The sequence below is a fragment of the Caballeronia sp. KNU42 genome, from assembly GCF_053760385.1.
Map to the genome: position 1 here is coordinate 68095 of NZ_CM132390.1, position 26080 is coordinate 94174.

Consider the following 26080-nt stretch of genomic DNA (forward strand, 5'->3'; position numbering starts at 1 on the left):
CACTCAGCCGGCGAGCCAGCCGCCTTCCATCGGCATCATGGCGCCTGTTATCTGGCTGCCCGCATCCGAGCACAGGAAGACGACAAGATCCGCGACATGCGCCGCGCTGACGAATTCGCCGGTGGGTTGCTTGCCGGTGAGGAACTGCCTGACGGCGTCACTGTGACCGAGGCTTTTCTCCTCCATCAACTGCTCAATCCGGCCTTCGATATTCGGCGTCTTCACCGTCCCCGGGCAAAGCGCGTTGCACGTAATGCCATGACCAACCGTCTCGACTGCAACGGCGCGCGTCAGTCCGAGCAGCGCGGTCTTGGTCGTCACATAGTCCACGCGGTTCGGCGTGGCGCGTGACCCATACACCGAAGTCATGTTGAAAATGCGACCCCATCCACGCGTGCGCATATCGGGCAGGACCAGCTGAATAACCTGAAACGCGGCAGTCAGGTTCACTGCCAGCGCCTGGTTCCATCGGTCGGCGGGGAAATCCTCGATAGATGCAAAGTGCCGCACGACCGCGTTGTTGATCAGGATATCGATGCCACCCATGCGTTCGCGCGCCTTGCTCACCAATGTGGAGACGGCACCGGGGTCCGTCAGGTCCGCCTGAACATAGGCAGCCTTGACCGCGTATTCCTGCTCGATCCGGGCCAGGGAATCTCGCACGCTTTCCGGCGATTCGAGTCCATGCAGCACGACGTTGCAGCCCGAACGAGCGAGGCCTTCAGCCATCGCAAATCCAAGCCCATCCGATGATCCGGTAACCAGCGCAGACCTTCCTTTCATGAAAAGTAATCCTAATGAAATGATAGGCTGCCAGCCCAAGGCTTACAGCGACAAAACCCGGGCGGTGAACGCCCGGGCAAACTCTTATTCGCTCGCGGTTTCGTCCAGCATCCGCATGGCCGCCTTCTCCGCATTCGCCACATGCAAGCGGGCGGCAGCTTCCGCTGCCTGCGCATCTCGCGCCTTCAGCGCTTTGAACAGCTTGTCGATTTCCTTGAGACTCGACGGCAACCGGTCCGGGTGCATCAGCGAGGTTGCGCGCAGCAGGTTCACCCGCGAATAAAGACTGGTCAGGATCTCTTTCACCAACCCGTTCCCGCAGTTATCGAGCAACACGTCATACAGATTCGTCTTCGCGGCCAGCACGCCGGCCTGGTCGCCCGTCATGGCCTTCGCCTTCAACACCTTCGCGGCTTCGCCAAACTGCGTGATGGCGGCGTCGCTCGCTATCCGCGCAAACTCCCCGGCTGCAAACCCCTCGAGCAGACCGCGTATGGCGTACAGCTCCGACGCTTCGCTCTTCGACATGACCGCGACCATAGGTCCCTTGTGCGGCACGCTGCAGACCAGCTTCTCCGCTTCGAGACGGCGCAAGGCTTCCCGAATCGATGTGCGGCTCACACCCAGTGACTCGCACAACTCACGTTCCACCAGGCGTGCGCCCGGTGCAAAACGCCCGGACATGATGGCCTGGCGAAGGACAGTCTCGACCTGATGCCGTAAAGTTTCCGGTCGTATCAAATCCATTTCGGATGCCATGATTGTATTCCCGTCGGACGATTTATCAGTGACCCATGATACTCGAAGTTCCGGCTGAAACCGCCATTGCGCAGGCCTATGCACCGCCGAACAATATCTACACGTTGTTGCGTTCGAACTCATCGAGCGCAGCTTCGAGGATCGGTGCGGCGACTACGGCGCCGTGTATGCCGATGGTGCTTACAATTTCCAGCACTTCCATGATCTCCTCAGCCGTTGCGCCATACCGAAGCGCATTGCGCATGTGCAGTTTCAGGCCCGGCACGTAGAGGTGGGTTGCCGCAGCATCGAACGCGCAGTACATGAACTCCTTGACCTTGGGCTCCAGTACGCCTTCGCGCCAAGGTACGGAAGAAAATGCCACGTAGGTTTCAAACAGATCGGGATCGAGTTCGAGGAAACCCTCCCACGACGAATGCCAATAGCCGCGATTCTCGATAAAGCTTTCCTTTAACGCGGCACGGCGGGCATCGAGTGGCGCCGGCCCATGGCGTTTGCCCCCTTCTTCGAGCACTTCGATCAGCACGGGCACGCCAACGTTCGCAGCATGAATGCCCACGGTGCTCGCGAGCTGGATCACTTCGACCAGTTCCGCACGCGTGGCGCCCGCGCGAAGCGCAGCGTCAATGTGCTGCGCCACGCCCGGCGCGTATAGATGAGTCGCGGCCGTGCAGGCTGTGATGGCGACGAACGCCTTTACTTTGTCGTCGAGATGATTCTTCTTCGAGGGCACTGCCGAGAACGCCACGTAAGCCTCGAAGAAGCTGGCATCGAGGCGTAACAGGCTCTCCCAGCTATCGCTCCATGTGCCGTGCACATGCTTGAACGCGTCCTTCGCCTGTTGCTGCCGCTGCGTCAGGGGAGCCGTCATGACTTCAGCCCACCGAGTTCTGATAAACCGCTTCGGCGACCTCTTCTTCCCACATCGTCTTGCCGAGCGACGTGGCGGTATGGACCATGTAGCTGTTGCGTCCTGCGCCGTGCCAGTGCCGCTCATTGGCGGGAATCCATACCACGTCGCCGGTGCGGATTGCCTGCGGCTCGCCGCCATCCACACACACGAAACCGCTGCCCGATGTCACCTGCAGAATCTGCCCCTGCTCGTGGGTGTGCCAGAAAGTACGCGCGCCCGGTGAAAAGAATACGTTCGCGATGGTGACCTTGTCGGTCGTCGGCATGATCGAGTCTGCCCACACGACACCGCTGAACGTAGCCGAACGTTGCTCCGATACCGCCCCTTCGGCCCTGCCGCGAAACACTTTCATTACTGTTCTCCCGTTGAAGAATTCGTGGAATCCTTGAGACGTACGCCGCCCGACACGTCACCGATCGCATCCACCACGCGGTTACTGATCATGTCGCCGTATCCCAGCGCCGTTGCCAGTCCGAAACTCGCGAGCGGCCCCGATGAATTCAGCGATGACACACCCAACTCGCGCACGCGGTCGATATACAGCACGACGTCCTTCGTCATCAGCTTCGCTGTCAGGCCGCCCTCCAGGTAGTCGCCATCGACAATCTTCGGAAAGCGGTTCTGCGTGGCGAAGTTCACCCCGCTGCTGCTGTTGAGCACGTCGAGCAAACGATGGAGATCGAGCCCGGCCTTCTTGCCTGCGACCATCACCTCGGCGGTCGCCGACAGGCTCACTGCGTTCAGGAAATTGTTGAGCAGCTTGGTCGTATGACCCGCGCCGCTCTCGCCCATGGTGATCACCTTCGTGGCGATCGGTTTGAAGACCCACTGGATTGCTTCGATAGCGGCGGCGTCCCCGCCGACCATCAGCGTGAGCGTGCCCTTTTCCGCTGCTGCGGCGCCACCGGAAATGCCGGCATCTATGTACTGCACGCCACGCTCCTTGAATAGCGCATTGAGCCGGATGGTGGAACTCGCGGCGGCTGTGCTCAGGTCGATCACAGTCTGTCCTTCACGGCAAGAAGCAAGGATGCCATCCGTGCCCTCGACCACCGCTTCAACCACCTTGCTGTCCGGCAGCGACAGCAGCACGACATCCGCAAACCGGATCACCTCCGCGATCGATGTCGCCGCCCGTGCGCCAGCGGCGAGCGCGCGTTCGGGCGAGGCATCGTAGCCCAGTACTTCAATGCCCGCTCCCACCAGGCGGCGCGTCATGCGGCCGCCCATGTTGCCCAAACCGATGAAGCCAATGCGTTGCGTATTCATGAGTCTCTACCCAGGTTCAAAAATCGACGTGCTTCGTTTCCGGTCCCATCAGCGCGCCGACCGTGCCAATCACGCCGCCGATGCATAGCAGCACCACGGGCGTAAGCCGCAACGGCATGAACGCGCCCAGCCAGTTCATATAGAACGCATAAAACGACGGGATGATCACCGACAGGCTGAAGCCCACGCCAAATCCCGTGGCGCGAACATCGGTCACGAAGCGTTCGTTGATGTAAGTCACGATCACGCCCCACGGCGAAGTGACCAGCACCGAGAGCAGCATGACCAGCAGCATGATGACCGGCAACGACAGGCCATCCACATTGGACAGCACGTAGAGAATGACGGCGCCGACCGTTGCGATCAATGGACCCACCACCACGAAGAACGTCCGGCGGCCGATTTTCTGTCCGAGCATGCCGGAGCCGATATAGCTGAAGAACAGCACGAAATAAGACAGCAGCAAGGTGAGCGACATCTGGAAACCGGTCAGGTGCAGCGTACGCACAAGCAAGCCCGTCGGCATGAAGATCGTGATGATGTTCTGCGTGAGCCAGAAACCCGACATCATCAGCAGGACCTGCAGCAGGTTGCGTCCGCTCTTGCCGCGCAGCAGATCGGACAGCGGCAGTTTCTCCGGTTTCTTTTCGCCAGTCTCGCTTTCCCAGATCTCCGATTCGGATACCTTATGAACGTAATACATCGCGAGAATGGCGGCCAGCACCGCGCCAATGACGAACGGAATGCGCCAGCCCCACTGCACATACGGCGAATGCAGCCCGTTGAGCGGAAACACGGCGAACATCAGCATCGCAACCAGGTTGATCGTCACGTAGGCGGCCGGGAAACCCGCAATGATCAGACCACCGACGAAGCCGCGCTGCTCCTTCTTCGAATATTCGATCGCAAGCGGCATCGCGCCCGTGTAGCCGCCGCCGAGAAATATGCCGTCGATAAACCGCAGGATCACGAGCAGCCAGTAGGAACCGATACCCAGCGTTTCGTAACCAGGCAGCAACGCGATCAACAGCGTGACGACGCCGAATCCGGAGACCGAGAGAATCGACGCCCGCCGGCGCCCCACCCGGTCCGCGACCATACCGAACAGCAGCGCGCCGATCGGACGGCCCAGCAAGGTGGTGATGAAAACAAGGGAAGCGAGGATCGCCTCCATGCCGGGCGCGAGATGCGGCGGCTGGAAGAAGAACAGCACCGGAGCGAGCACGACCACCGGCAGGTAAATATCGAACATGTCGATGAATTCGGAGAAGAACGCCCCCTTGATCGCATTGCGGCGTTTCTCATCGACCGACTGCCCTGTCGCCGCCCTTGCGGCGCCGTGTGTCGTGACTGCTTCCATGCTCGTCTCCATTGATGTTGTATTGCATCGCTCGCGGATGCTTGTTCAACGTTGGATTTCAGCCGCGGGCGGTGTCCGCTTCGTAGGCCTTGATTGCGTCGGTCGCGACCCGGAAGGCCGCGAGCGCGAGAGGCGCGCCGCAGTACACGGCGGCCTGCATCAGCACCGCGCGGATCTCCTCCTTCGTAACGCCGTTCTTGAGCGCGCCTTTGACGTGCACGGACAGTTCGTGATGCTGGCTCATCGCGGTCAGCATGCCAATGTTCAGCATGCTCCGCGTCTTGAACGTCAAGGTCGGATCGCCCCAGATCTCGCCCCATGCATATTCGGTGACGAGCTTCTGCATCGGCCGATTGAAGTCGTCCGCGTTCGCCCAGGACTTTTCCACATGCGATGCCCCCAGCACTTCCTTGCGGTTCTCGAAGCCCTTGTCAAACAGCGCGTTGTTATCTGCCATAGCGTATGTCCCTGTCGTTGCGTGATTTTCAGTAGGCGTCAGGCGTGACCGTAGCCGACCATTGCCTTGATTTCGAGGTATTCGCGCAGCCCCGCTTCGCCCCATTCGCGGCCATTTCCCGAGTGCTTGTAGCCGCCGAATGGCGCGTTGAAATCCGCCGCGGGATAGTTGAGGTGGACGCCGCCTGCGCGGAGCTGACGGCCGATTTTTCGGGCGCGCTCGATATCGCCAGACTGTACGTACGCCGCCAGGCCGTATTCCGTTCCGTTAGCGATCCTGATGGCTTCGTCTTCGCTGTCATATCCCATGACGGAGAGCACCGGCCCGAAGATCTCTTCGCGCGCAATGGTCATGTCGGGCGCGACGTCCGCGAAGATCGTCGGCTTGACGTAATAGCCCTTCGATAACCCGTCCGGCCGCCCCGTTCCCCCGGAAACGAGCCGCGCGCCTTCGTCGATTCCCTTCTGGATCAGGCGCTGCACACGCTCGAACTGATTGCGATTGACAAGCGGTCCAAGCTGCGTGGTCTCGCTGTCCGTTGCGCCCACGCTGTAGGTCGACGCCGCCGCCTTCGCAATCTGCGCTGCGTCGTTCATCATGTGACGCGGCACGAGCATGCGCGTGGGGATGGAACAGGACTGTCCGGAATTGGTGAAGCACGCAGCCACGCCGCGCGTGACGGCATCGTCCAGGTTCACGTCGTCGAGCAGGATGTTCGCGGACTTGCCGCCGAGTTCCTGCGCCACGCGCTTGACCGTTTCCGCCGCCATCTTGGCGACCAGGATGCCTGCGCGTGTCGAACCGGTGAACGACACCATGTCGATATCCGGATGCGATGCGATCGCGGCGCCCACGCCCGGTCCGTCGCCATTCACCACGTTCAGCACGCCCGGCGGAACCCCCGCTTCATGCGCGACTTCGGCGAACAGCAGCGCGCTCAGTGCCGAATATTCGCTCGGCTTGAGGACCATCGTGCAACCCGCCGCCAGCGCAGGTGCGATCTTGACTACGATCTGATTGATCGGCCAGTTCCAGGGCGTGATGAGTCCGCAAACACCTATGGGTTCCAGACGCACGCGCGTGGTGCCACGCTGTTCTTCGAACTCGAAATTCTCGAGCACGCCGATCAACGCATTCAAGTGCGCCGGACCGCGGGCTGCCTGCCCCTTGCGTGCAAAAGAGATTGGCGCGCCCATTTCCAGACGCATCGCTTCGGCAAATTCATCGTATCGACGCTCGTAGATTTGAACGATGCGGCGAAGCAAGTCGATGCGCTCTCGCACCGACGTTGCCGAGTAAGTGACGAATGCCCGGCGGGCCGCGGTTACTGCGCGATCGACATCGGCCGCATTGCCCAACGCCAGCCGATCAATCCTGACTTCAGTTGCCGGATCTATCAGGTCGAACCAGACCGGCGCGACCGGGTCGGTCCATTGTCCATCGATATAAAACTGTGCCGCGCGAGACATGTTCATCCTTTCTGTTTGCGGGTTTATTCGTCGCTCGCAAGAAGCCGGTACATCTCGGTGTGATCCGTAGCCGGCGTCGAGCGTTGCGAGACCTCGTCCCAGACCGACGTGCATGTCATGCCGAGCTTCATCGGATAACCCACTGCTTCGGACAATGCGCGTGCAATCTTCAGGTCCTTGTTCATCAGCTGCAATGCAAAACCGGATGCATAGGAGCCCGACAGCATGAACTGTTTCACCTTGTTTTCCGAGGTATTGCTGCGTCCCGTCGATGCATTCAAAACATCGGTCATGGCGGCCGGATCGATACCGAAACGCTCCGCGATATGCAGCGCCTCCACCGTCGCCATCAGTCCTGCTGCCGAGACATAATTGTTCAACGCCTTCGCCGCATGTCCCGACCCGGCCGTGCCGATATGCAGCACACTCTTGCCCATGGCCTCGAGCACGGGCCTGCAGGTGTCCAGCACAGACGCGTCGCCACCGGCGAGGATGGCGAGTGTGCCCTCCTTCGCTTTTTTCACACCGCCGGAAACGGGCGCATCGAGATAGTCGAGCCCCATCTTCGCGAGCGTCGCGCCCAGCTTGCGCGAGCGCTCCGGCTCCGATGAACTCATGTCGATTACGACAGCGCCCCTCGGCAGGAGACGCGCCCACGCCTTTGCATCGCCATCGAGCAGCACGCTCTCCACGATTGCGGAATTTGGCAGCATGGTGATCAGTGCATCGAGTGACGCCGCGTTCGCGGCATCCAGCCCTACCGCGCCAACTTCCTTCGCCAGGGCATCCGCGCGAGACATATCGGCATCCGCGAGATAAAGTTCAAAGCCGGCTTTCGCCAGGCACTGCACCATGGGCGTGCCCATCATTCCCAGCCCGATGAAGCCTATTCGTTGCGGTCGCGTCATCTGTGTCGCCTTCGTGATACAGCTCAAAATTGACAGGCGGCAATTCTCTCGCCGCGTCTATGTGATAAGTTTATACGATTGTATGACAATCAGTCGATCGTCAATTTATCCGGGTTTTCCCTTGCTGCATTACTTCAACGCGGAGAAAGCCGTCGGCGAGAGAAAGACGTTCTCGATCCGCGCGACGATCATCTTCTCGGCCTCGCTCGCCGCGCGCTTGGCAATCCATTCCTCATCAGCCTGGAACGCGTTCCATTTGGTCTCGCGTTCGGCGAGGCTTTGCCACTTCAACAGGTAGGTCAGCGCATGATTGCTGGGGCCGATCAACGTGGTCCAAAAACCGATCTGTTGGATGCCGTATTTTTCGAAAAAGCCCAGCGTCGTGGTGCTGAACCGCTCCTGAAGGGCGGGCAGACGGCCCGGCAGGCAATGATAAACGCGCATCTCTACAATCATGGTGCTGCTCTCCGTTGGTTAAGAATCAAAGTACGGGACGCTCAACGCGGCGCTACATCGAGACGCGCGATCCAGCCTTCGGTTTCACGGTCATGCGGTGCATAGACCTTGAGCACTTCGGGGTCGTGACCCGGCACGACATGATCGGGCGAGTCCGCCAGGTGCCTGACCGTGTTGAAGCCCTCCAGCATGTCGCCGACGTTGTAGACAACCGGGTACGGGCGGTTCTCCCGTATGTTTGCGTAGAAATGAGAAGCGTCGGAAGCGAGCACGACCCAGCCGCGCTCCGTATGAACGCGCACGACCTGCAGGCCATTCGAATGGCCGCCGACCCAGTGCACGCTCAAGCCGGGTGTGAGCTGCGAATCTCCATCGTGAAACTCCACGCGGCCCTCGAACACCCGGCCGACCATCGCCTTGACGTCTTCCGGTTCGAACGGATGACTCAGTGCGTGATGACACATGCAGCGCCCCGTGCAATAAGCCATCTCCTTGTCCTGCACGTGGTACCGCGCCTTCGGAAAGAGCGCGCGGTTGCCGGCGTGGTCGTAGTGCATGTGCGTGAGGATGACATCGTCCACCGACTCCGGCCGGATGCCGATTTGCTTCAGGCCATCTTCAACCGGGTTGGTAATAGTGCGTCCGCGCTGCTGCGCCATGCTGGTGTCGAACCCCGTATCCACAATGAATGCGCGGGACTCGCCCACGACCGCCCACACGAAATAATCGAGTGGCATGGGGACGTCGTGCGAGTCGCCGCCAATGAAGTTCTCGGTTGAACGGCGCGCGTGGTGCGCGTATTTCACTGCAAAGATGCGATAGTTTTCAGGCGTTGGCATGGCGGGAATTCCTTGCGAGGCACATTTCGGGTTGCTTTGTAATGGAAGCTACTTGAGTGCGGTGGCCGGACTGGTGTCCGCATCGGGTGGGGTTTCAACTGTCGCTGCCCCGGCAATCTCTTCGAGTGAACGATTCTTCGTTTCCGGTCCAATGGCCGCCACGATCAACGCTTGCAGCAGCAAGGTGCCGGCAATCATCGACACCACGCCGACTATGCCGAACGATGCGAACGCCATGGCGACGAGATAGGGAACCAGGATGTTGAAGCCACGGCCGACCGTGTTGCACAGGCCCGAACCGCGCAAGCGGAGTTCCGTGGGAAAGAGTTCGGGCACATAGCTCGCCACGCTGAATGACGACAGCACATAGATGCACGCAGTTATTGCAAAGCCGCATGCCGTGATCATGACCTGCGATTGCGCGAACGGGTACGCGACGGCAAATGCGATCCCGACTAATGAAAACGCAACAATGCCCCATTTCCGGCCTAGTCGCTCGGCAAGGCCGAAGGCGATCAGCGAGCCCACCGGACCGCCCGCGAACATCAACGTGGTCAGGCCCAGCGAGTTGGAGACACTATGTCCCTGTTTCACCAGGAAGGTCGGGATCCAGCTGACGAATGCGTAGTTGACCGTGAACAGTCCGATCAGCACGGTGATGCCGGTGATCGTGCGTTTGATCAGCCGACGCGAAAAGAGGTCGGCCAGCCGCGCGGGCGTCTCGGGTGCGGTGTCACGTGAAAGAAGGTCCACGGGCACGCGCGGATAGTCTGATGAGCCCGCACTTACTCCGCAAGCCGTCTCGATCCGCGTCACGATCTCCTCGGCTTCCGTCGTGCGCCCACGCGATGCAAGCCAGCGCGGCGACTCCATCATCGACTTGCGCAGGAACCAGACGATCAGTGCGCCTACGCCTGCAATGGCAAACATCCACCGCCAGCCGTAGTGGGGAATGATGAGCCAGCCGATGAACGTGGAGAAGAACAGCGACGTGTTAATGATCAGGTTCAGGATCGTGCCGAAGCGTCCTCGCCATGTCGCCGGTATGAATTCGCTGAGTGTGCCGTAGCCCACCACGATCTCCGCGCCCATGCCGAGGCCCATCACCAGCCTGAAAAAGATCAGCCAGTAGATATTCGGCGACAGAGCGGCGGCTATCGATGCAAATCCGTACACGCCGAGGTTGAACTGGTAGGAGAAGCGCCGCCCGAAACGGTCGCCCAGCAGGCCCGACAACCACGCCCCGGCCATCATGCCGATGAAGGTCGCGGAGACGAATCCCGCGTTGAGCTGCAGGGTCGATTCGCCGCTATGGATCATTGCGGCGAGCACCGAGCCGGCAATGTAGATGTCGAACGAATCGAAGAACATGCCAGCGGCGACGAGGCCGAGCAGCCGCCAGTGAAAGCGCGAAAGCGGCAACCGGTCGAGACGATACCCAATACTTGCTTCAGCTAGCATCGACATTTGTCTCCTGAGTTTTCCTGCTGAGCAGCCCGGTTTCTGGATACGGGTTTTTAACTCATTATATGTCTGTCATACAATCCGTCAAGAAGATGATCGTAGATCGGGCTCCTGGCGCGTCGATGCTATACGCGTGTTGCTGCGAAGTCCCTGACGCAAAACCCTTTATGCAAACCCTTGATAGCCACGGCGCACCCGTCTGCTTATTGAGATGGACGCGCGGAAAAGTGCGTTAGCGTGACGGGCGTTGCAACTACAAAATAACTGAGATGACAACCGAATTGATGCGATATGGCCGCTATCGCTACCTGCTTTATAAAAAGTGGGACTACGCACGAAACACGAGAACGAAAGAGCAGCAGGAAGCGCTAGATGCCGGAAAAGCGCTGTTCAAGGCCGCTAATATCGAGCATTGGGCGAGCCAGCCCGAGCTAGTGGAGCGGGTGCAAAAGTTTCTTATCGATTCGTTCCCGGCTTACCGGCCTAGCCCTTACGGTGAAAGCCCGAAGAACATTATCGACGCGCTTTGTCAGGAACTGCGCAGCGGGGACGTGGTGATTGTTCGAGCGGAACCCGCTTACATCGCTCACGACGGTTTTGTTCCGAAGCAAGAATTCGACTATGACGCGTATAAACGCGACATTGCCGAACGCGCCAGCAGCTACGCGGCCCGGTCGAAGGCATACCGAGATGACCTGAAGGCGTATAACCAGGAGATCGACGAGCGTATCGCACGGGAAGCTCGGGCACTACAAAAACCCTTCCGGCACGTTGAAACGATGGCGGAAGCGCAAGCGCGTAACATTGCCGCTCGCGCCGCCAGAGAGGCGGCAAGCGCGCTTGCGGCATCGGTTGTATCCGCTGTTGCGTCAGCGCTCCCATCGTCCGGTGACGAAGAGGCTTGCGATCTTGGCGAGGTGACGGACGTTGGCGGTGCGACCACCCCACTAGGTGACGCCGCGCCGTTTGAGTACGTCAAGAGTGTGACGGGCGATGATGTATTGTCGATAGCGGCGCGCGGCGTCAGCGAAGCGCAAGAGGCGAATTGCTTCGCAGAGTATGAGCGTGCGTTAGATATGTGTGGTGCCGTGGCATATCCAATGGGTCTGATTCGGGGCATGGCGCTGTGCCGTGAAAACGCCTTTGATAGATACCAACAATGCAGGGGTTACTAATGGCTTCAAATCATCCAAAGCGGTCCGTAATTATAAATTTTTCAGCAGAAGGTGCGCGGCTTTTGGTCTATCCGGTAGAGAGAGAAAAAACGCAATCCATCATCGCCGATGCGCTCGAAATTCCCATTCTTTTTGAAGAGTCAGCAGCCCAAATAGGCGGCAGATACCAGCTTGACGATGAATTCGCGCGTCGGTTTGGCGTTGCAATGCTTAATCTTTTGGCATTGTCATACCCGGAATTAAAACAGGACATTACAGCGTCGCAGACACCGATAGCCCGCGAATGAACGCGTTGCCAGCGATCGAAGCTATAGCCCAAACCATGGGGTCTGTCTTCGTCCGTCGCAGCGCGACGCGGCTTTTGCCGCGTCGCGCAATCAACACCTTGCGCGCCCGGCGCGCGGGTTGACCGGGACATCGCCGCTTGATGGCAACGTGCAATAGGGCGTGCCCGGTGCTTTGCCCTTTGTGCACCTTGTCACTAACATCGAAAGCAGCAATCGGCATACACCACGACCGCTAACGCCGACACCGGGCAACCCTGTCGCCCCTCACTCCATCGCCGGCTTAACAATCCCTTCCAGCTGATAGATCTCGAGCTTTCTATACAACGTGCTACGGGAAACACCAAGCGAACGGGCAGCCTGTGCAAGATTCCCATGAGCGCCATGTACCGCGCGAGCAATGGCTACACGCTCCGTTTCCTCCAGACTCGTCGTCTGAAGCAGCTCCGGCTCAACCGTACCGACACTCGCCGTTTCCGCAAGCAACTCGGCAGGCAACTCATCGAGCCCGACCTCCTCGTCCCGCGACGTCAACAGCAAGTTTTCAATGATATTCCGCATCTCCCTGACATTGCCCGGCCATGAATACGCGCGCAACGCGGCCATGACGTCGGGGTTCAGCCGCCTTGGCGCGACCGCGTGGCGAAGGGCCAGTCGCCGGTTGAAATGGTCGACCAGGAGATCAATGTCGATGTCCCGCTCGCGCAACGGCGGGATTCGAATGCGGGTGACGCTGATCCGGTAATAAAGGTCACCACGGAACCGTCCGGATTTTACTTCGTCATGCAGATTACGATTGGTCATCGCTAACAGGCGCACATCGACGCGCCGTGGCTGCGTGTCTCCCAATCGATAGACCACGCCCTCCTCAAGCGCGCGCAACAGCACGGGTTGTAATTCGAGCGGCAACTCGCCGATTTCATCCAGACACAAGGTTCCGCCGTGCGCCAGTTCGAACCGGCCGGGTCGTCCCTCTGCAGTCGCTCCCGTGAATGCGCCATGTACGTGGCCAAACAACTCGCTGCCGATCAGCTCCTTCGACGCCGCCCCGCAGTTGTACGCGACGAACGCTCCGCCGCCGCGTTCCTCGCCGTGTATGGCGCGTGCGAACAGTTCCTTGCCGACCCCGGTCTCGCCTTCGATCAACACCGGTACACGTCTTCGGGCGAGCTGGCACCCCCGGTTAACAGCGGCGAGCATGACAGCGCTCTGCCCGAGTATCTGGGCGAAACAGTTGCGTTGAGGATCCGCCTCGCTTCCAACGTCGCCCCCGGTCTCGCCACGCGATCCGTCCCCTGACGCACTAATGCGCTCGGCAATCCGCTTGCCCGAAGAGCGCGACCGGATCGCAGGAACGACGAGCATTGCGCCGATCGTGCTGCCTTCCACCACGACCGGGCTGAACCATTCGGCACGCAAGCCTTGCGGAAGGTGCCGGGCCCAGTCCTCCACGGCCGAGTTCTCGTCCATTCCGGGGAAGCGCTCCCCTATGCCGACGGGAAGGGGCATTCTGCCCGTCGTATGGACGAGCCGGCCGCGCCGGTCGATGGCGATCATCCCCGCTGCGTCCGACGCCGTGACCCGTTGCAGGCAAAAGGCCAATAGGCGCATTTGCTGACGCGCGGACTGCTCGGCGAGCACCATTTCTATTTGCCGCGCCGCCGTGATTGCCAACGTCAGGTTATTGATCTGATAAGTCGAAGGCGGCCCGGAAATATCGAGCACGCCTATGATCGAACCGGTTCCAGGTTCGCAAATAGGCGCCGCCGCGCAACTCCAGGACTTGATCCCTTCGCAGAAGTGCTCCGACGCATGAATATAAGTGGGTTTGCCGGTAGCGAGCGCGGTGCCGATGCCATTGGTGCCCGCCATCGCTTCACGCCAGTCGCCGCCTGTCGTCAAATGGATCTTCTCGCCCGCCGTCAACGTGCGCAGGTCCCCCGCCGCCTTGAGAATCACACCATCCTGGTTGGTCAGGAGCAGCATGGAATGCGAATCCGCGAACAGGTCCGCGGTCGCGGCGAAAAGGCGGTCCGAGGCCGCCAGCAACTCCCGATGACGCCAACGCAAAGCCTCTATAGCATCGCCGTGCACCGCAAATGGCGCGAGGCCGGCCGATGGACTAACGCCAGACTCAAGGCTTCGTTGCCAGGATTCAATCAGAGCCGAAGGAACCGATACTGATGACTCTCCCGCCAGGAAACGCTCCCATGCACGCATGGTGTCGCGGTCAGAGTGGAGGATGTCGGCGCGCTGCGCCTGTGCCATCAGCCCATGCATCACTGCCTGATTGCCAGGGCCCGATGCACTCCCAGTTTGGTGTCTCACCACGCGTCTCCTCCGATGCGATTGGTCAACGCAAAACCCCTTTAAGGCAGGCTTCGTCGCGACTCGCTTTTCTGGTATTGCGGCTGGCGCTTCTCGCGACTCATTTCTCGCTATTCAATTCTGTCAGCTGGCAGCAACACCACGGACTAGTATATGCCTAGCTTTTGACCAAGTGCTCTCGGGAAAACACGGCCCATGCAAGATGACCAACTATTCTTCTCTGAGACACATAACAGACATACTCCGGGCCTATGCAGCGCTATTCCTGGCGAAAATGACTCAACAGTTATCGATGTAATAGCCCGCTATTACAAGGTGTACAAGGCGTGGTCAGCGGGCCACGCGAGCGCGAAAATCCGGCAATGCGCGTTTGCCGGTCTCTCACAATCGAAACATATTGATTCGGACGCCGAATTATTCTATTGGCTGTAACCGGCCTCCGCAAGGCGACCGGTTACGGCACGATTATTTTCGGCCAAACACTTCTGCCCCTCCGCCAAGCGCAGGACCAGCCGTAGGATCGATCGTCTCCGGTTTCTTGGCGATCAGCGTCTGGGTAGTCAGGATCAATCCTGCAACCGATGCGGCATTTCGCACCGCGCTGTAGCTGACCTTCACCGGATCGATGATGCCTGCCTCCACCAGGTTCACGAAAGCACCCGTGCGCGCGTCGAGTCCCATGCCCGGTCTCGATCGCACCGCCTCCGACACGATCGCCTCGCCGTTCAGTCCGCAGTTCGTCGCAATATGAAATAGCGGTTTTGTCAGCGCCCGCTGCAGCAGTCTCGCGCCCTGCTGAACACTCCCCTGGGTTCGTGAAACGATCCCTTCAAGCTCGGAGGACACCCGGAGCAACGCCATCCCGCCTCCCGGCACGACTCCCTCGGCAATAGCCGCGCGCGCCGCGTTGATCGCATCTTCGATCAAATGAAGCCGGCGCTTCTGCTCGACCGGCGTGGCGCCGCCGGCCAGGATCATCGCGGTGCCGCCGGATAGCTTCGCGAGCCGCACCTGGTACTTGTCCCGCTCAACATTCTCCGGCGCCATCTCGTACTGGCGCGCCACCTGCTGGCGACGCGCGGAGATGCCGACCGGATCGCCGCCACCGGCCGTGATGATGGTCTGGTTGGCAGAAATGCGTACTTGCCGGGCACTGCCGAGGTCTCTCAGTTCCGTGGTCTCGAGTTTTCCGCCCAGGTCGCGGGCGACCACCCGGCCTCCGGTGACAATGGCGATATCCTCGAGCATCGCCTTGCGCCAGTGCCCGTATTCGGGCGGATGGATGGCCGCCACAGGAACCCCGCCGTTATCTCGCCAGGCAAGCAGGCTCACCACACAGGCGGGAGCCACCTCTTCGGCAATGATCAGCAGCGGGCGTTTGCTCGGCGCTATTAGCGCCTGGATGGCCGCCACCTCCTCCACCGACTGCAGCCGCTGATCGGTCATCAGGATGAGCGGGTTATCGAGCACCACCTGCATTCTTTCAAGATCCGTGACCATGTGATGAGACAGGTAGCCGCGATCGAAGGCCATGCCGTCGACCACTTCCAGACGCGTTTCGACCGTCGTGCCATATTCGACGTCGACGATGCCATCGGCACCGACCCGCTCCAGCGCCTCCGCCACCATTGCGCCCGTGACCTCGTCGTTGGCGGCCACAATTGCAACCGCACGCACCTCTTCGGTTCCGCTTAGCGGAGTCGCCGTGCGTTTAAGCGCCGCGATAACCTCCGTTACAGCGATTTCGAGGCCCTGGACCAACTCGACAGGGTTAGCCCCTTCCGCGAGACAGGCAAGGCCGTCCTGCACCAGTGCATCCGCCAGGACAGTCGCCGTGGTGGTGCCGTCGCCGGCGACTTCATTGGTCTGCTTCGACACCTCCCTCACGACCTGCGCACCGATGTTTTCGAACACGTCTTCAAGTTCGATCTCATTGGCGATGCTCACGCCATCGCGGGAGATGATCGGCGTGCCGATTGGCCGGTCGATGATCGCATTCATCCCACGGGGACCGAGCGTGCCACGTACGGCCTTCGCAAGCTTGGCCACGCCGCGGCCGAGCGCCATGCGAGCCTCGTCGTCGTGCAACATGATGTTCGGCATGATTGCGTGTCTCCTCTTATGATTGATTGGTATGACGAATTAAATCAAATCGATCTGGCCGCGCCGATAGAACGAACGAAATGCACCGGCTTGACCTCCACTTCTGGCGTGCATCCCGAGCCGTATCGAGTGGCCAGCAATCCCCGGCACAGTGCGCTGTTAAATTCGGCGTTGACGCCGACCCGTCGCAAGGCACGCAAGTAGGTGTGGATCTGGCCGGCATCGAGCGGTGCGCCGTCCTGGTCGACGAAGGCCAGTTCGTTCGCACCCGACCCCACTACCGCACGCCGGTCCAGATAGCGAAGGACCAGGCGATCGCCCTCGGCATCGCAACGCAGCGCGGCTAGTTCCACCACGGTTAGCCGCAGCAACGCTGCAGACTCATGCCCATGATCGAGCAGATAAGTCAGCAGCGCTTCCTGCCTTCGCTGGAAAGCCTTGATCATGAAGGTCCGGCGAACCTCCTCAAGTTCGCCGCTGGCTTCACTACCAAAAGTATCCTGGAACGACTGGCCGGCCGCGACGCCGCGATTGATCTCGTCGGCATACATGTGCTCGCCGAGGCCCACCGTGACCTTCCTGACCCACGGTAAAGCCGCCACCGCAATCCGCATGTCGTCGGCCATCAGGAACGCGAAATTGGCGGCGCACCAGTAGGTCGGCAAGCGGAAATCGATGCGCACGTGGTCGTCCGCATCGACCTCGACGCGGGTGACGAAACCCAACTCCGTCACCGATTCGTCGAGTTCGGGATCGATGACGGATTCGAGCCGCGTCCACACCTCCGCGCTCCGGTCAACCATAGCAACGGCTGCCATGATGGTCATACCGTGGCCGTCTGGCGCGTGTCAGCCAGCAGCTTCTTCTGCGCTTCTATATCGATGCCATACAAGCGCGCCGCATTGAGTCCGAGGATCTTCTTCTTCGCTGTCAGCGAAAGTTGAACGCCCGTCTCCTTGCTGACGGATTCAGGCAACTCGAACGCCATGAACTTCTCGATCAGCCACTTCGGCGACCAGATACCGTAGTCGCTGCCGTACAGGATCTTGTCTTCGCCGATCCAGAAAAGCAGCTCTGAAATCACATGGGCGAAATACTCGGGGCGCGTATGAATGAACGGTAACACCACAGCCAGGCCGCCATACACGTTGGTTTCCTGGGTCGCGATCCAGCAGAAATCGTCCAGGCGCGGCAACCCGCAATGCTCGACAATGAAGTTCAGGTTCTGGAAGCTGGTCGCCGCGTCGTCGACGTCGGCAACATCGAAGGCATCGCGGTTCAGCGGCAGGATGGTCGGGCCCTTGTGGACATGGATGTTCTTGATCCCCAGTTTTTCGCAGCGTTCGAAGTATCTCTGCACGCCCGGGTCTGACAGCTTGTAACCCTTGCTGTCACCTCGCCATTCGGCGGTATAGAGCTTGACGCCCTGGATCTTGTAGCGCTCGGACAACTCGTCCAGGCGATCGAGTCCGGCCTCGCCGTCGCGGGGGTCGAACGCCCCGTTGACGATAAACCGGTTCGGGTATTTGCCCTTCAACACATAGTTGGCCTCGGTCGTGTTGAAACCGTTTTTATAGAAGTCCGTCAGGTACGTCGGCTGACAGATCGCCATGTCGTCGTAGCCTTTGACGAACAGGTCCTCGTGCATGGCTTCCTCGCCGTACTTGTCGAATTTCTCCTTGGGCCACAAATATTCCTTGGGACTCAGGTTCGAATGATAGGCATAGAAGCAATCGATGAACTGCTGGCCGTGCACGTTCTTCAGGTTGGCCTTGCTGCCGTCCCAAAGATGAACGTGCCCGTCAATAATGAAGATCTCTTCTCCGTCCGCGGTCCGATACATGACATTGTCTCCATGGTTGTGCGAGAGCGACCGGCCTCACGGCAAGCCAAGCCAGTCGCGATATGCGATACGGTCCAGGCCGTTACTCGTAAGCCATGGCGTCGTCCATATTGCCGAACAGCACGACGGTGTCGTCGTCTATCATCACCATCCGCCCGTAGTGGGTCGAGGTGGAGATCTCGAACAGATGCGGGGTCATCTCGCGGCCAAGCGACTCGCTGATCTCGGCCATCTTGAACTCGATCTTCCCCTGCCCGTCTATGCGGATCATCGCGGGCAGGTAGGTCACCGTGATGCCGGGTTTGTGCGCCATCAACTCCGCAATGGCGCGTGCCTCGACACTATCGTTCATGGTGACGCCGCATTGATGGGAAATGGTCTGCTCGAAACGAACGTCCTTCATCGACTTGAAGATGTTGTCGGTATGCACTGACATCGTGTACTCCTCTTCCCGGTTAGGTCGTACTACAAAGGGATTGCCAAGGGATGGTTCAGGCCCGGATCGACAGTGGAAAATGAATGCCGATCTCTCGGGCAATCATCTCGGCGCGTTCTATCGAACTGTTCAGGCTGTCGTTGAACTGGACCACCTTGACATGCGGGATCGACCAGATCGGCTGGAGGTGCTTTGCCGCCTCGGCTGCCAGCGTGCCATGCTTTTCAAGCCATTCGCCAAACAACTTGCGGTTGGCGTCCCCATGCTTCGGGTCGTTGGCAAGCATGTGGAACAGTTCGACCGCGTTGGCCAGGTTGCGCTCATAGTCGCCCTCGGCTGCGGAAACGACCGTAGGCGTCAGGAAATCGTTTTGCGATGCCGCCATCTGCATGATGAAGCCGCTGCGAAACAGGTCGGCCACCAGCGGCTCGAAGACTACATTGACCGCGAAGTACTTTTCGAGGAAGTCGGTTGCGCCACCAATAGCCTCCACTGCCCGGCGCGTTTCCTGCCAGATCGGGTCGTTCAGCCAATGGGTCTTGCCGGCGTCGAGGTCGAGATTCGGCGCGTCCAGTGCGATCTCTCCCAAGTACAGCGTCAGGTCTTGCGCAAAGCGCAGCTTGTACGATGCGTTCGTGAGGATGGCGCTGTTGATCATCTGCGTCACCCCATAGCGCTGCGCGTGCATGGTCGCGGTACCCAGGCCAAACTCCGCATGCTTGTAGGCGCCAAGATGCTGCTCCAGCAGCTTGAGCCACGTCTTGTCGAAACGCTTCACCGCGCCCGAGCGCCGGGCATTGCTGATAGCGCCGCTGATCATGCCGATGATCGTGGACTGGCGCTGGTAGTGCGTGCGCTCCCATTCCTCATCGACTGCGCGGAACTTGTGCCAGTCCGTGCATTTGGCGGCGGTCCATGTTTCGGAATAGGTCGGCGTGCCGTCAGCGAACGAGATGATCCAGTCCTGCAGCAGGTAGCGCTTCGGGTCCGGCTGAACATCGACGGTCATGTCCTCGTAGTGGGACGCCTTGCGCCCTTTCGGCTCGAAGTAGTTGTACTTGCGGCTATCCCAGCCAGCGAACTGGGCCGCGCCGGCCGCGCCTGATGCCAGCGATGCCGGTTGCTCTATGGTGGTGCTCATGTCGATCCTCCTTCGTCCTTCATTTATCGGAACTTCCGGTCTGAAGCCCTGCCAAGGGCCCGTCAGCGGACGGCCTGGGTGAATTTGTCGAAATAAAGCCGCTCGGGAGATACACCGGCCATTTGCAGCACGGGCATGACTGCGTCGATCATCGGTGTCGGACCACACGTATAAGCATCGATCTCACCGGCAAGCGCTTCCTCGCGCAAGGTCCGCCCCAGCACCTCGTGAATGAAGCCGGTCTCGCCGGTCCATCCATCGCCCGTTTCCGCATGCGAAAGCGCCGGGATAAAGCGAAAGTCAGGCAGCTTTGCAGTGAGCGCCGCGAAGTCGTCGAGATAGAACAAGTCGCGACGGGTACGCGCGCCGTAGAAGAAACGCACCGGCCTTTGCTCGCCGCTCTGGACGAGATCGTTGAGGATCGACCACAGGGGAGACATTCCAGAGCCGCCACCTACCAGGACCATTGGCCCCGGCTGTTCTTCCCGGCGAAAGCATGTGCCGTACGGTCCCTTCGCCACCAGCCGGTCGCCCGGCTTGAGGCCGTCATCGAGCTGAGAAGAGAATGCGCCGTTCGGATACTTCTTGATGATGAACGCAAGGCTCGTCTGGCCCCCTGGCTCGCTTGGTACGCTTGCCATGGAGAACGACCGGGTGATGTCCAGCCCCGGAATGGTCAGGTCAACGTACTGGCCGGCCCAAAACCGCAGGGGCTGGTCGAGCTCCACTTCGAGCAGCCTGATGTCGTGCGTCAGCGCGCTGATCTTTGTCAGCGTCGCGCCGAATTCCTTCACCGCAATCGAGCGGCGCATCAGGTCTTCGTCGTAGTTCAGCAGCTCCACTGTCAGGTCACTGAAGGCGAGCGTCCGGCACAGCAAGATGTGATTCGTCTCACGCTCATAGTCGGGCAGCGCGAAGGTCGAGTACTTCTTCAACTCCACGTCGCCTTCGATCAACAGGGACTTGCAACTGCTGCATTGCCCTTCCTTGCATCCGTGCATCACCGAGATGCCCTGGCGAAACGCCGCGTCCAGCACGGTCTCGCCTTCCGCGACCTCCATCTCTACGCCGACAGGCTCGAATCGCACTGTATGAACTGTCTGGTAGTCGATTGTTTCCGGCATGACATCCCTCTTCCATTGCGTATTGCTCAACGTGCTTATCGTGTCCCCTGAGCCGTCCGGGAGCGATACGCTCCCGGACGGCATCCCCTCTTCAATTCACCGGATTGATCTTGAAACCGGCCCGGTATTCAGCGATGTGCTTCTCGCGCTGCTCCGGCGTCATCCCCCGCAGCAGAACGATCGGGCTCTGGATCGTATGACCGCGAACATGGTCGAGCGTCCACATGTTCCTGTCGTCGAACTGCAGATGCGGCTGCGGCACGAGAGTCTTGCCGTCGCTGCGCACGAAACCGAGATCCTTGATGCAATCCGCCAGATCCCAGCCGTGGTAGCACTCTTCCCACTCGCGCCGGCCGCTGAAGCGTCCCATCGCAGGTGTCGGCCGTCCCTCGTATTCCGAGGCGAACGCTACCTTGTGGGTCCAGCTGCAAAGCTCCGAGCAGTAGGTGTACAACTGCCCTTCGACTTCGTCGACTACGAAGTCTTCCCGGATCAGGCACGGCACAAGGCAACTCCAGCAGCGGTGCGGGTACACATAACCGTTCTCCTGATCGAACAGCATGTTGGTCTCGCCGGGGATGCTCTTCTTTGCGTACCACTTCCAGTAGTCGCCGAATTCGGCGTACCAGCCCGGGTACTTGTGCTCGAACCACTCGAAGTCCTTTTCGGTCTGCGCTTCGATACGCCAGAAGTTGACCGGCCAGCCCACGGAGAAGAACTGCGCGACCTTGTGGACGTAATTCTTCTTGACCAGCCGATCCCAGGCGGCCCCTACGTCATCGTGGTGAATCTTGATGCCGTATTTTTCCAGCGGCAGCATATAGGTACGGTAGTAATCCTCATAGATCCACCGATGCCACAACTCGACATACGATTCCTTGTTCTTGTCGCGGTCGGTGGTGCCGTATTCAATGAACGTGCCAATTGCCGCGTCCACAATGGCGTGGTTCTGCCAGAAGGCGTAGCGAAGATCGCGCTCCAGCAAGAGATGATTGTCCGGATCATTGATCACCGACATCACCAGCGAATGGCCATTGCCGATATGCCGGCTTTCGTCGGACTGCACCGAGAGGAACACCGTCGGCAATGCATAGTCGCCGTTGCGCGCGGCTTCGGACGGCATGGCGACAAACAGCGTGTTGGTGAACGCCGTTTCCGCGACCACTTGCAGGAACACGTTCGCCGCTGTCACGGCGTCGCCGGTCAGGAAACCTTCGGCAAACTGACGGCCGATCGTGGTCGCGTAGCACTTGCCGAACGCGGCCTCGGTGATATCGAACCCGGCCGGGTCAATGTAGTTCTCCATGTACCACTTCTTGAGGTTCATCTGGATGGTCGAGTGGCGGAACTCGTCGACCATCTGCATGGTGAAGCCCGTGCGCAGTTCCTCACCGGGTGCAAGGCGACCGAGCATCGCCATTGAACGCGCCGCCGAAATTTCGGGGAAAGGAATGATCGCCAGGAACAGCTTCATCCACTCGACCCAGCGCGGCTGCACGTTGCGGAACATGTCGCCGCGCAACGCTGCATCGAGCGCACCGTAGACGCGGTTATCCTTTTCCTCCTGCATCGGAAAATAGGAGCGCAGCACCTGTTTCATCGGGTCGCGCGGCGCCTTGCTGATCTTGTAGTCCGTCGGGAAGGTCATCGCTTCCTGAACGTAACTGGGCGTCCAGCCGAGATCGGCGACACGGCGAGCCGCCTCGCCAATGCTGATCCCGCGCTGGGACGTGATCTTGTTGAGGGTTAATCCGTCAGACATTGAGCTCTCCTTTTCCATTTCACGATTCACCGCCGTATTTCAGTGTCGTATTCCACCGTCATACTGCGGCGCTACGGGCAGGGCCGGTTGATGCCACGGCCAGAGTCAACAATCAACCACACAGGCCGGTGGTCACGGTCGCGAACTAAAAATTGGCGCGGGGATGTTGGACTGACTGGTCTCCCGGTCCGGTCTTCACGATCCTTGCCATCTGTCGTTTTTCTGTACTTCGGATCATCGACACCTGGGTCTCGATCTGTATTCATAGAGCGATTAGCGTGCCAACAAGCCTCATGTTCCGCCTCATAAGGCTGTGCGGCATATAGCGTCATTTCCGAGCGACAGCTACACCAGATTCTGTTTTGTTATGCGACATTCGCATTCAGAGCACCTGTCCGATATTGGGACGCTCCCGGCTGCGATGCGTTGCCGTTCGGAAGACGTCTATCGACGACGCGGCGGCGGTGGCGTGCAAATTCTTCTTATCAATCAGGATGCCAAATTGTTTTTGTGAAGACGGTGACAGCGGTTCTGGTGATCTACAGCCCCAGGCCTCCACGCTGATCCCCGGTATAGATCACGCTCTGGGTGTCATCGCCATTGGGCTTCTTTTCGGCGATGAACCGCGCGGCGAGAACCAGAGCCCCCATCGCGAAGTCCTTGCCGTAAGCCTCGATCATTTCGTCGCCAATGGCGCCCAGTCGCTCGAAGAACTGGTCCTTGGTGAGGTGTTCGTTGGTCATGGTTGTCTCCAATATGGAATGGATGATGCCCGTTCCCTCATCGCGGGCTGCCGAAATGAAACAGCACCTCCGGCAACGACACCAGGCCGATCTCGCCGGCCTCGGTGCCCATAGCCAGCCGTCCGCCGTCAGGCGACCAGGCGATGGCGCTGACAGGACTTGCGTCAGCCCCTTTGACGAACAGCACATCACTGCCGCCCGGCTGGCACAGCAGTACCGCGCCGTTGTGGTAACCAACGGCAATCAATGGATGCGTGGGATGACAGGCAACCTGGGTGACGGGTGTCTTGCCCGCGATGCCGCATTCTCGCGGCTGGCTGGGCTGGTCCTTGCTGCCAGGCGGGTCGAAGCGCCAGCAAACCGCTCGCGGACCGCCGCTCGTGACGAGCACGCGGCCGTCCGCCGTGAACGATAGAGACCGCGGTTGTCCTGCATAACCGGCCATCTCGATGTCCCCGCCGTCCGGCAAGCGCCACCCGTGCAGCGCGTTCTCCTCCATGCCGCTCACGAGATAGCGGCCGTCGGGACTCCACGCAACGCCGCGGTGATAACCGGGCCATGCAAGCAGGCGCGGAACATGAGTATCGATCGGCCATAACGTCACTCCGCCATGGTGGGCGATCGCCAACTGATCGCCGTCGGCATTGAAAGCGAGATCTGTTGCCGAACCGGCCATCGCGAGACTGGCCGGCTTCGTTCCCAGCCAATGAACCCGGCGGCCGGTTGCATAGGCTCGACCCGACGGGCACGTCGCTACCAGGTCGATCCACTCACCGTCGACATCGACGAGGACCTCGCTCGCACCATCCACTTTCAGGTGAACCAGCCGGCCGTCGTCCCCACCGCTGAGAAATCCTCCTTCAGGATCGGCAGCAAGCGCCAGGCAGGTGCCTTCATGCACACTGAAGCGGGCCACCGGTAGTGGCGGTTCCCGCGCCGGGACGAAATCGACTCCACCGCTCTTCCGAGTCTTGAGCGCAGGACCGCCAGGCCACTCAGCCGTCGCGAGTGCCACCGTACCGTCGCCCAGCGCAAACCCCGCATGGCGACCCGCCACGTCCCACGCAAGCGCGACAACGGGAGCCTCCGTCACCCAACGGGCGCCGAGCAGATCCATCAAGGGCGGCGGCGCGTTCATGAGTCACTCGCGCAGTGCCCGACACTCTCCCGCAATCCGCGCCTGTCGAGATTACGGCCGATGAACACCAGCCTGCTATCGCGTACTTCGTCCTGTCGCCATGGCCGGTCAAAATCCGTGTCCATCGTCATATGCACGCCCTGGAACACGAATCGCCGGTCCGAGCCCGCGAGGTCGATGATCCCTTTGGCCCGCAACAGGTCCTGTCCCTGCTCGACCACCAGTTGCTGCAGCCATGATAGAAAGCGACTGCGTTCCAGTGGCTTGTCAACGCGCAGCGATACGCAATCTATGCCGTGACTATGACGGCCGGGATCGACGGATATATGTCGGAAGGGGCGTTCATCGCGGGGGTGCGAGTCTTCATCCTCCGGCGCGCTGGCAAGATGAAGGCGCTTGAGATCGAACGCGCCTCGATCGAGCAGCGCAGCCAGCGGCACCGCGCAGCGCACGCTGCGCAGCAACTCCGCAGTGGGATTGATCGCCAGGATGGCCGCTTCCACCGAAGCGAGGCCCGTCGCATTCACAAGATCCGTCTTGTTGAGCAGTACGGTGTCCGCCTGCGCCAACTGCTCCGCAGCCTCACGGCTATCGGCCAGGCATGCTTGCAGGTGCAGCGCATCGGCCACGCAAATCACACTGTCGAGCCGCGTGCGCTGACGGATGACATCGTCGATAAAGAATGTCTGAACCACGGGCGCCGGGTCCGCCAGTCCCGACATCTCGATCAGGATGCCGTCAAAGCCGCCCTTGCGCTTGATCAGTCCCGACACCACGCGGATCAGGTCGCCGCGCACCTTGCAGCATACGCAGCCGTTATTTAATTCGATGACCTCATCTTCAGCGCCCACCACCAGGGCTCCGTCGATGCCGAGCTCGCCGTATTCGTTGACGATCACCGCATAACGCCGGCCGTGCTGCTCGCGCAGTATGCGATTGAGCAGCGTGGTTTTGCCTGCGCCGAGAAACCCCGTCAGCACCGTGACCGGAATTCGATTCATTGCCACTCCCCGGGTTTCTTGCTGGGCTGCGCCGTGTCGAAATTCGCCAGCTCGTTCTCAAGCCAGTCACGCTCGGCTTCAATAGCCAGCAGCTCGTTTTCCGATGCGTCCAGCCGTGCCCGCAACTCCGCAATGTCCCGCGTCCGCTCGGGCGTAACGCCTTCGCGCTGTTCGCACGCGAGCGCGCACGCCAACTCGATCTCGGCGCCGGCGCAGCGGTTTTCACCCCGCAAATAGCGGGAGTTGACTTCGGTCAATGCAATGACCAGGCGCACGCGTTCGGGAATCGGCATTGAATCTTGCTGCAGCGCCACGGCGCCCTCCT

The 26080-nt window shown here is 60.2% G+C and carries 26 protein-coding genes; 2 read left to right on the forward strand and 24 right to left on the reverse strand.

What is annotated here, in order from left to right:
• Positions 1–3 precede the first annotated feature (3 nt).
• The 12 genes from ACSOSP_RS31755 to ACSOSP_RS31810 all read right to left on the reverse strand — a co-directional run bounded on the left by ACSOSP_RS31755 (position 4) and on the right by ACSOSP_RS31810 (position 10674).
• Positions 4–783 carry an SDR family oxidoreductase gene (locus tag ACSOSP_RS31755; protein ID WP_455314631.1) on the reverse strand — a complete coding sequence of 260 codons (780 nt, stop codon included), beginning with the start codon at positions 781–783 and terminating at the stop codon, positions 4–6.
• 84 nt (positions 784–867) lie between these two features.
• A complete protein-coding gene (locus ACSOSP_RS31760) occupies positions 868–1542 on the reverse strand; it encodes a GntR family transcriptional regulator (protein WP_455314632.1) in 675 nt (224 codons plus the stop codon).
• Between the two features lie 97 nt (positions 1543–1639).
• On the reverse strand, positions 1640–2413 hold the full coding sequence (locus ACSOSP_RS31765; RefSeq protein ID WP_455314633.1) for a carboxymuconolactone decarboxylase family protein: 774 nt from the start codon (positions 2411–2413) through the stop codon (positions 1640–1642).
• A gap of 4 nt (positions 2414–2417) precedes the next feature.
• Positions 2418–2807 carry a cupin domain-containing protein gene (locus ACSOSP_RS31770; protein WP_455314634.1) on the reverse strand — a complete coding sequence of 130 codons (390 nt, stop codon included), beginning with the start codon at positions 2805–2807 and terminating at the stop codon, positions 2418–2420.
• A complete protein-coding gene (locus ACSOSP_RS31775; RefSeq protein WP_455314635.1) occupies positions 2807–3724 on the reverse strand; it encodes an NAD(P)-dependent oxidoreductase in 918 nt (305 codons plus the stop codon). Before ACSOSP_RS31775 ends, ACSOSP_RS31770 begins: the two co-directional genes overlap by 1 nt.
• 16 nt (positions 3725–3740) lie before the next feature.
• Positions 3741–5084, reverse strand: coding sequence for an MFS transporter (locus ACSOSP_RS31780; protein ID WP_455314636.1), 1344 nt, complete (start codon positions 5082–5084; stop codon positions 3741–3743).
• A gap of 58 nt (positions 5085–5142) precedes the next feature.
• Positions 5143–5541, reverse strand: a complete 399-nt coding sequence (locus tag ACSOSP_RS31785; protein WP_455314637.1) for a carboxymuconolactone decarboxylase family protein — start codon at positions 5539–5541, stop codon at positions 5143–5145.
• A gap of 38 nt (positions 5542–5579) precedes the next feature.
• Positions 5580–7010, reverse strand: a complete 1431-nt coding sequence (locus ACSOSP_RS31790) for an aldehyde dehydrogenase family protein (RefSeq protein ID WP_455315393.1) — start codon at positions 7008–7010, stop codon at positions 5580–5582.
• A gap of 23 nt (positions 7011–7033) precedes the next feature.
• The gene (locus ACSOSP_RS31795) at positions 7034–7918 is read right to left on the reverse strand and encodes an NAD(P)-dependent oxidoreductase (protein WP_455314638.1); all 885 of its coding nucleotides are present in this window, start codon (positions 7916–7918) and stop codon (positions 7034–7036) included.
• A gap of 129 nt (positions 7919–8047) precedes the next feature.
• Entirely contained in the window at positions 8048–8374 is a 327-nt protein-coding gene (locus ACSOSP_RS31800) for an NIPSNAP family protein (protein ID WP_455314639.1), read from the reverse strand.
• A gap of 41 nt (positions 8375–8415) precedes the next feature.
• A complete protein-coding gene (locus ACSOSP_RS31805; RefSeq protein ID WP_455314640.1) occupies positions 8416–9213 on the reverse strand; it encodes an N-acyl homoserine lactonase family protein in 798 nt (265 codons plus the stop codon).
• 48 nt (positions 9214–9261) lie between these two features.
• Positions 9262–10674, reverse strand: a complete 1413-nt coding sequence (locus ACSOSP_RS31810; RefSeq protein ID WP_455315394.1) for an MFS transporter — start codon at positions 10672–10674, stop codon at positions 9262–9264.
• 272 nt (positions 10675–10946) lie between these two features.
• Here ACSOSP_RS31810 and ACSOSP_RS31815 point away from each other — a divergent pair, with 272 nt between their 5' ends.
• Both ACSOSP_RS31815 and ACSOSP_RS31820 read left to right on the forward strand, forming a co-directional pair.
• The gene (locus ACSOSP_RS31815) at positions 10947–11852 is read left to right on the forward strand and encodes a hypothetical protein (RefSeq protein ID WP_455314641.1); all 906 of its coding nucleotides are present in this window, start codon (positions 10947–10949) and stop codon (positions 11850–11852) included.
• Positions 11852–12139 (forward strand): hypothetical protein, encoded by a 288-nt coding sequence (locus ACSOSP_RS31820; RefSeq protein WP_455314642.1) that lies wholly within the window; start codon positions 11852–11854, stop codon positions 12137–12139. The genes ACSOSP_RS31815 and ACSOSP_RS31820 overlap by 1 nt, the downstream gene beginning before the upstream one ends.
• 264 nt (positions 12140–12403) lie before the next feature.
• Here the strand turns inward: ACSOSP_RS31820 and ACSOSP_RS31825 are convergent, their stop codons facing one another.
• The 12 genes from ACSOSP_RS31825 to ACSOSP_RS31880 form a co-directional block, all read right to left on the reverse strand.
• Complete coding sequence (locus ACSOSP_RS31825) at positions 12404–14467, reverse strand: sigma-54-dependent Fis family transcriptional regulator (RefSeq protein ID WP_455314643.1); 2064 nt, start codon at positions 14465–14467, stop codon at positions 12404–12406.
• Positions 14468–14929: 462 nt separating this feature from the next.
• On the reverse strand, positions 14930–16567 hold the full coding sequence (gene groEL, locus ACSOSP_RS31830; RefSeq protein ID WP_455314644.1) for a chaperonin GroEL: 1638 nt from the start codon (positions 16565–16567) through the stop codon (positions 14930–14932).
• A gap of 44 nt (positions 16568–16611) precedes the next feature.
• Complete coding sequence (locus tag ACSOSP_RS31835; protein ID WP_455314645.1) at positions 16612–17385, reverse strand: metal-sulfur cluster assembly factor; 774 nt, start codon at positions 17383–17385, stop codon at positions 16612–16614.
• A gap of 5 nt (positions 17386–17390) precedes the next feature.
• Complete coding sequence (locus ACSOSP_RS31840; RefSeq protein WP_455314646.1) at positions 17391–18410, reverse strand: amidohydrolase family protein; 1020 nt, start codon at positions 18408–18410, stop codon at positions 17391–17393.
• Between the two features lie 82 nt (positions 18411–18492).
• A complete protein-coding gene (locus ACSOSP_RS31845) occupies positions 18493–18846 on the reverse strand; it encodes an MmoB/DmpM family protein (RefSeq protein WP_455314647.1) in 354 nt (117 codons plus the stop codon).
• Positions 18847–18901: 55 nt separating this feature from the next.
• Entirely contained in the window at positions 18902–19987 is a 1086-nt protein-coding gene (locus ACSOSP_RS31850) for an aromatic/alkene monooxygenase hydroxylase subunit beta (protein WP_455314648.1), read from the reverse strand.
• A 62-nt stretch (positions 19988–20049) separates the two neighbouring features.
• Positions 20050–21111, reverse strand: a complete 1062-nt coding sequence (locus ACSOSP_RS31855) for an FAD-binding oxidoreductase (protein ID WP_455314649.1) — start codon at positions 21109–21111, stop codon at positions 20050–20052.
• 91 nt (positions 21112–21202) lie between these two features.
• Positions 21203–22873, reverse strand: a complete 1671-nt coding sequence (locus ACSOSP_RS31860) for an aromatic/alkene/methane monooxygenase hydroxylase/oxygenase subunit alpha (protein WP_455314650.1) — start codon at positions 22871–22873, stop codon at positions 21203–21205.
• 539 nt (positions 22874–23412) lie between these two features.
• Positions 23413–23616, reverse strand: a complete 204-nt coding sequence (locus tag ACSOSP_RS31865) for a hypothetical protein (RefSeq protein ID WP_455314651.1) — start codon at positions 23614–23616, stop codon at positions 23413–23415.
• A 37-nt stretch (positions 23617–23653) separates the two neighbouring features.
• A complete protein-coding gene (locus ACSOSP_RS31870) occupies positions 23654–24754 on the reverse strand; it encodes a WD40 repeat domain-containing protein (protein ID WP_455314652.1) in 1101 nt (366 codons plus the stop codon).
• Positions 24751–25755, reverse strand: a complete 1005-nt coding sequence (locus ACSOSP_RS31875) for a CobW family GTP-binding protein (RefSeq protein WP_455314653.1) — start codon at positions 25753–25755, stop codon at positions 24751–24753. Before ACSOSP_RS31875 ends, ACSOSP_RS31870 begins: the two co-directional genes overlap by 4 nt.
• Positions 25752–26069 carry a hypothetical protein gene (locus ACSOSP_RS31880; RefSeq protein WP_455314654.1) on the reverse strand — a complete coding sequence of 106 codons (318 nt, stop codon included), beginning with the start codon at positions 26067–26069 and terminating at the stop codon, positions 25752–25754. Before ACSOSP_RS31880 ends, ACSOSP_RS31875 begins: the two co-directional genes overlap by 4 nt.
• Between the last annotated feature and the right edge of the window lie 11 nt (positions 26070–26080).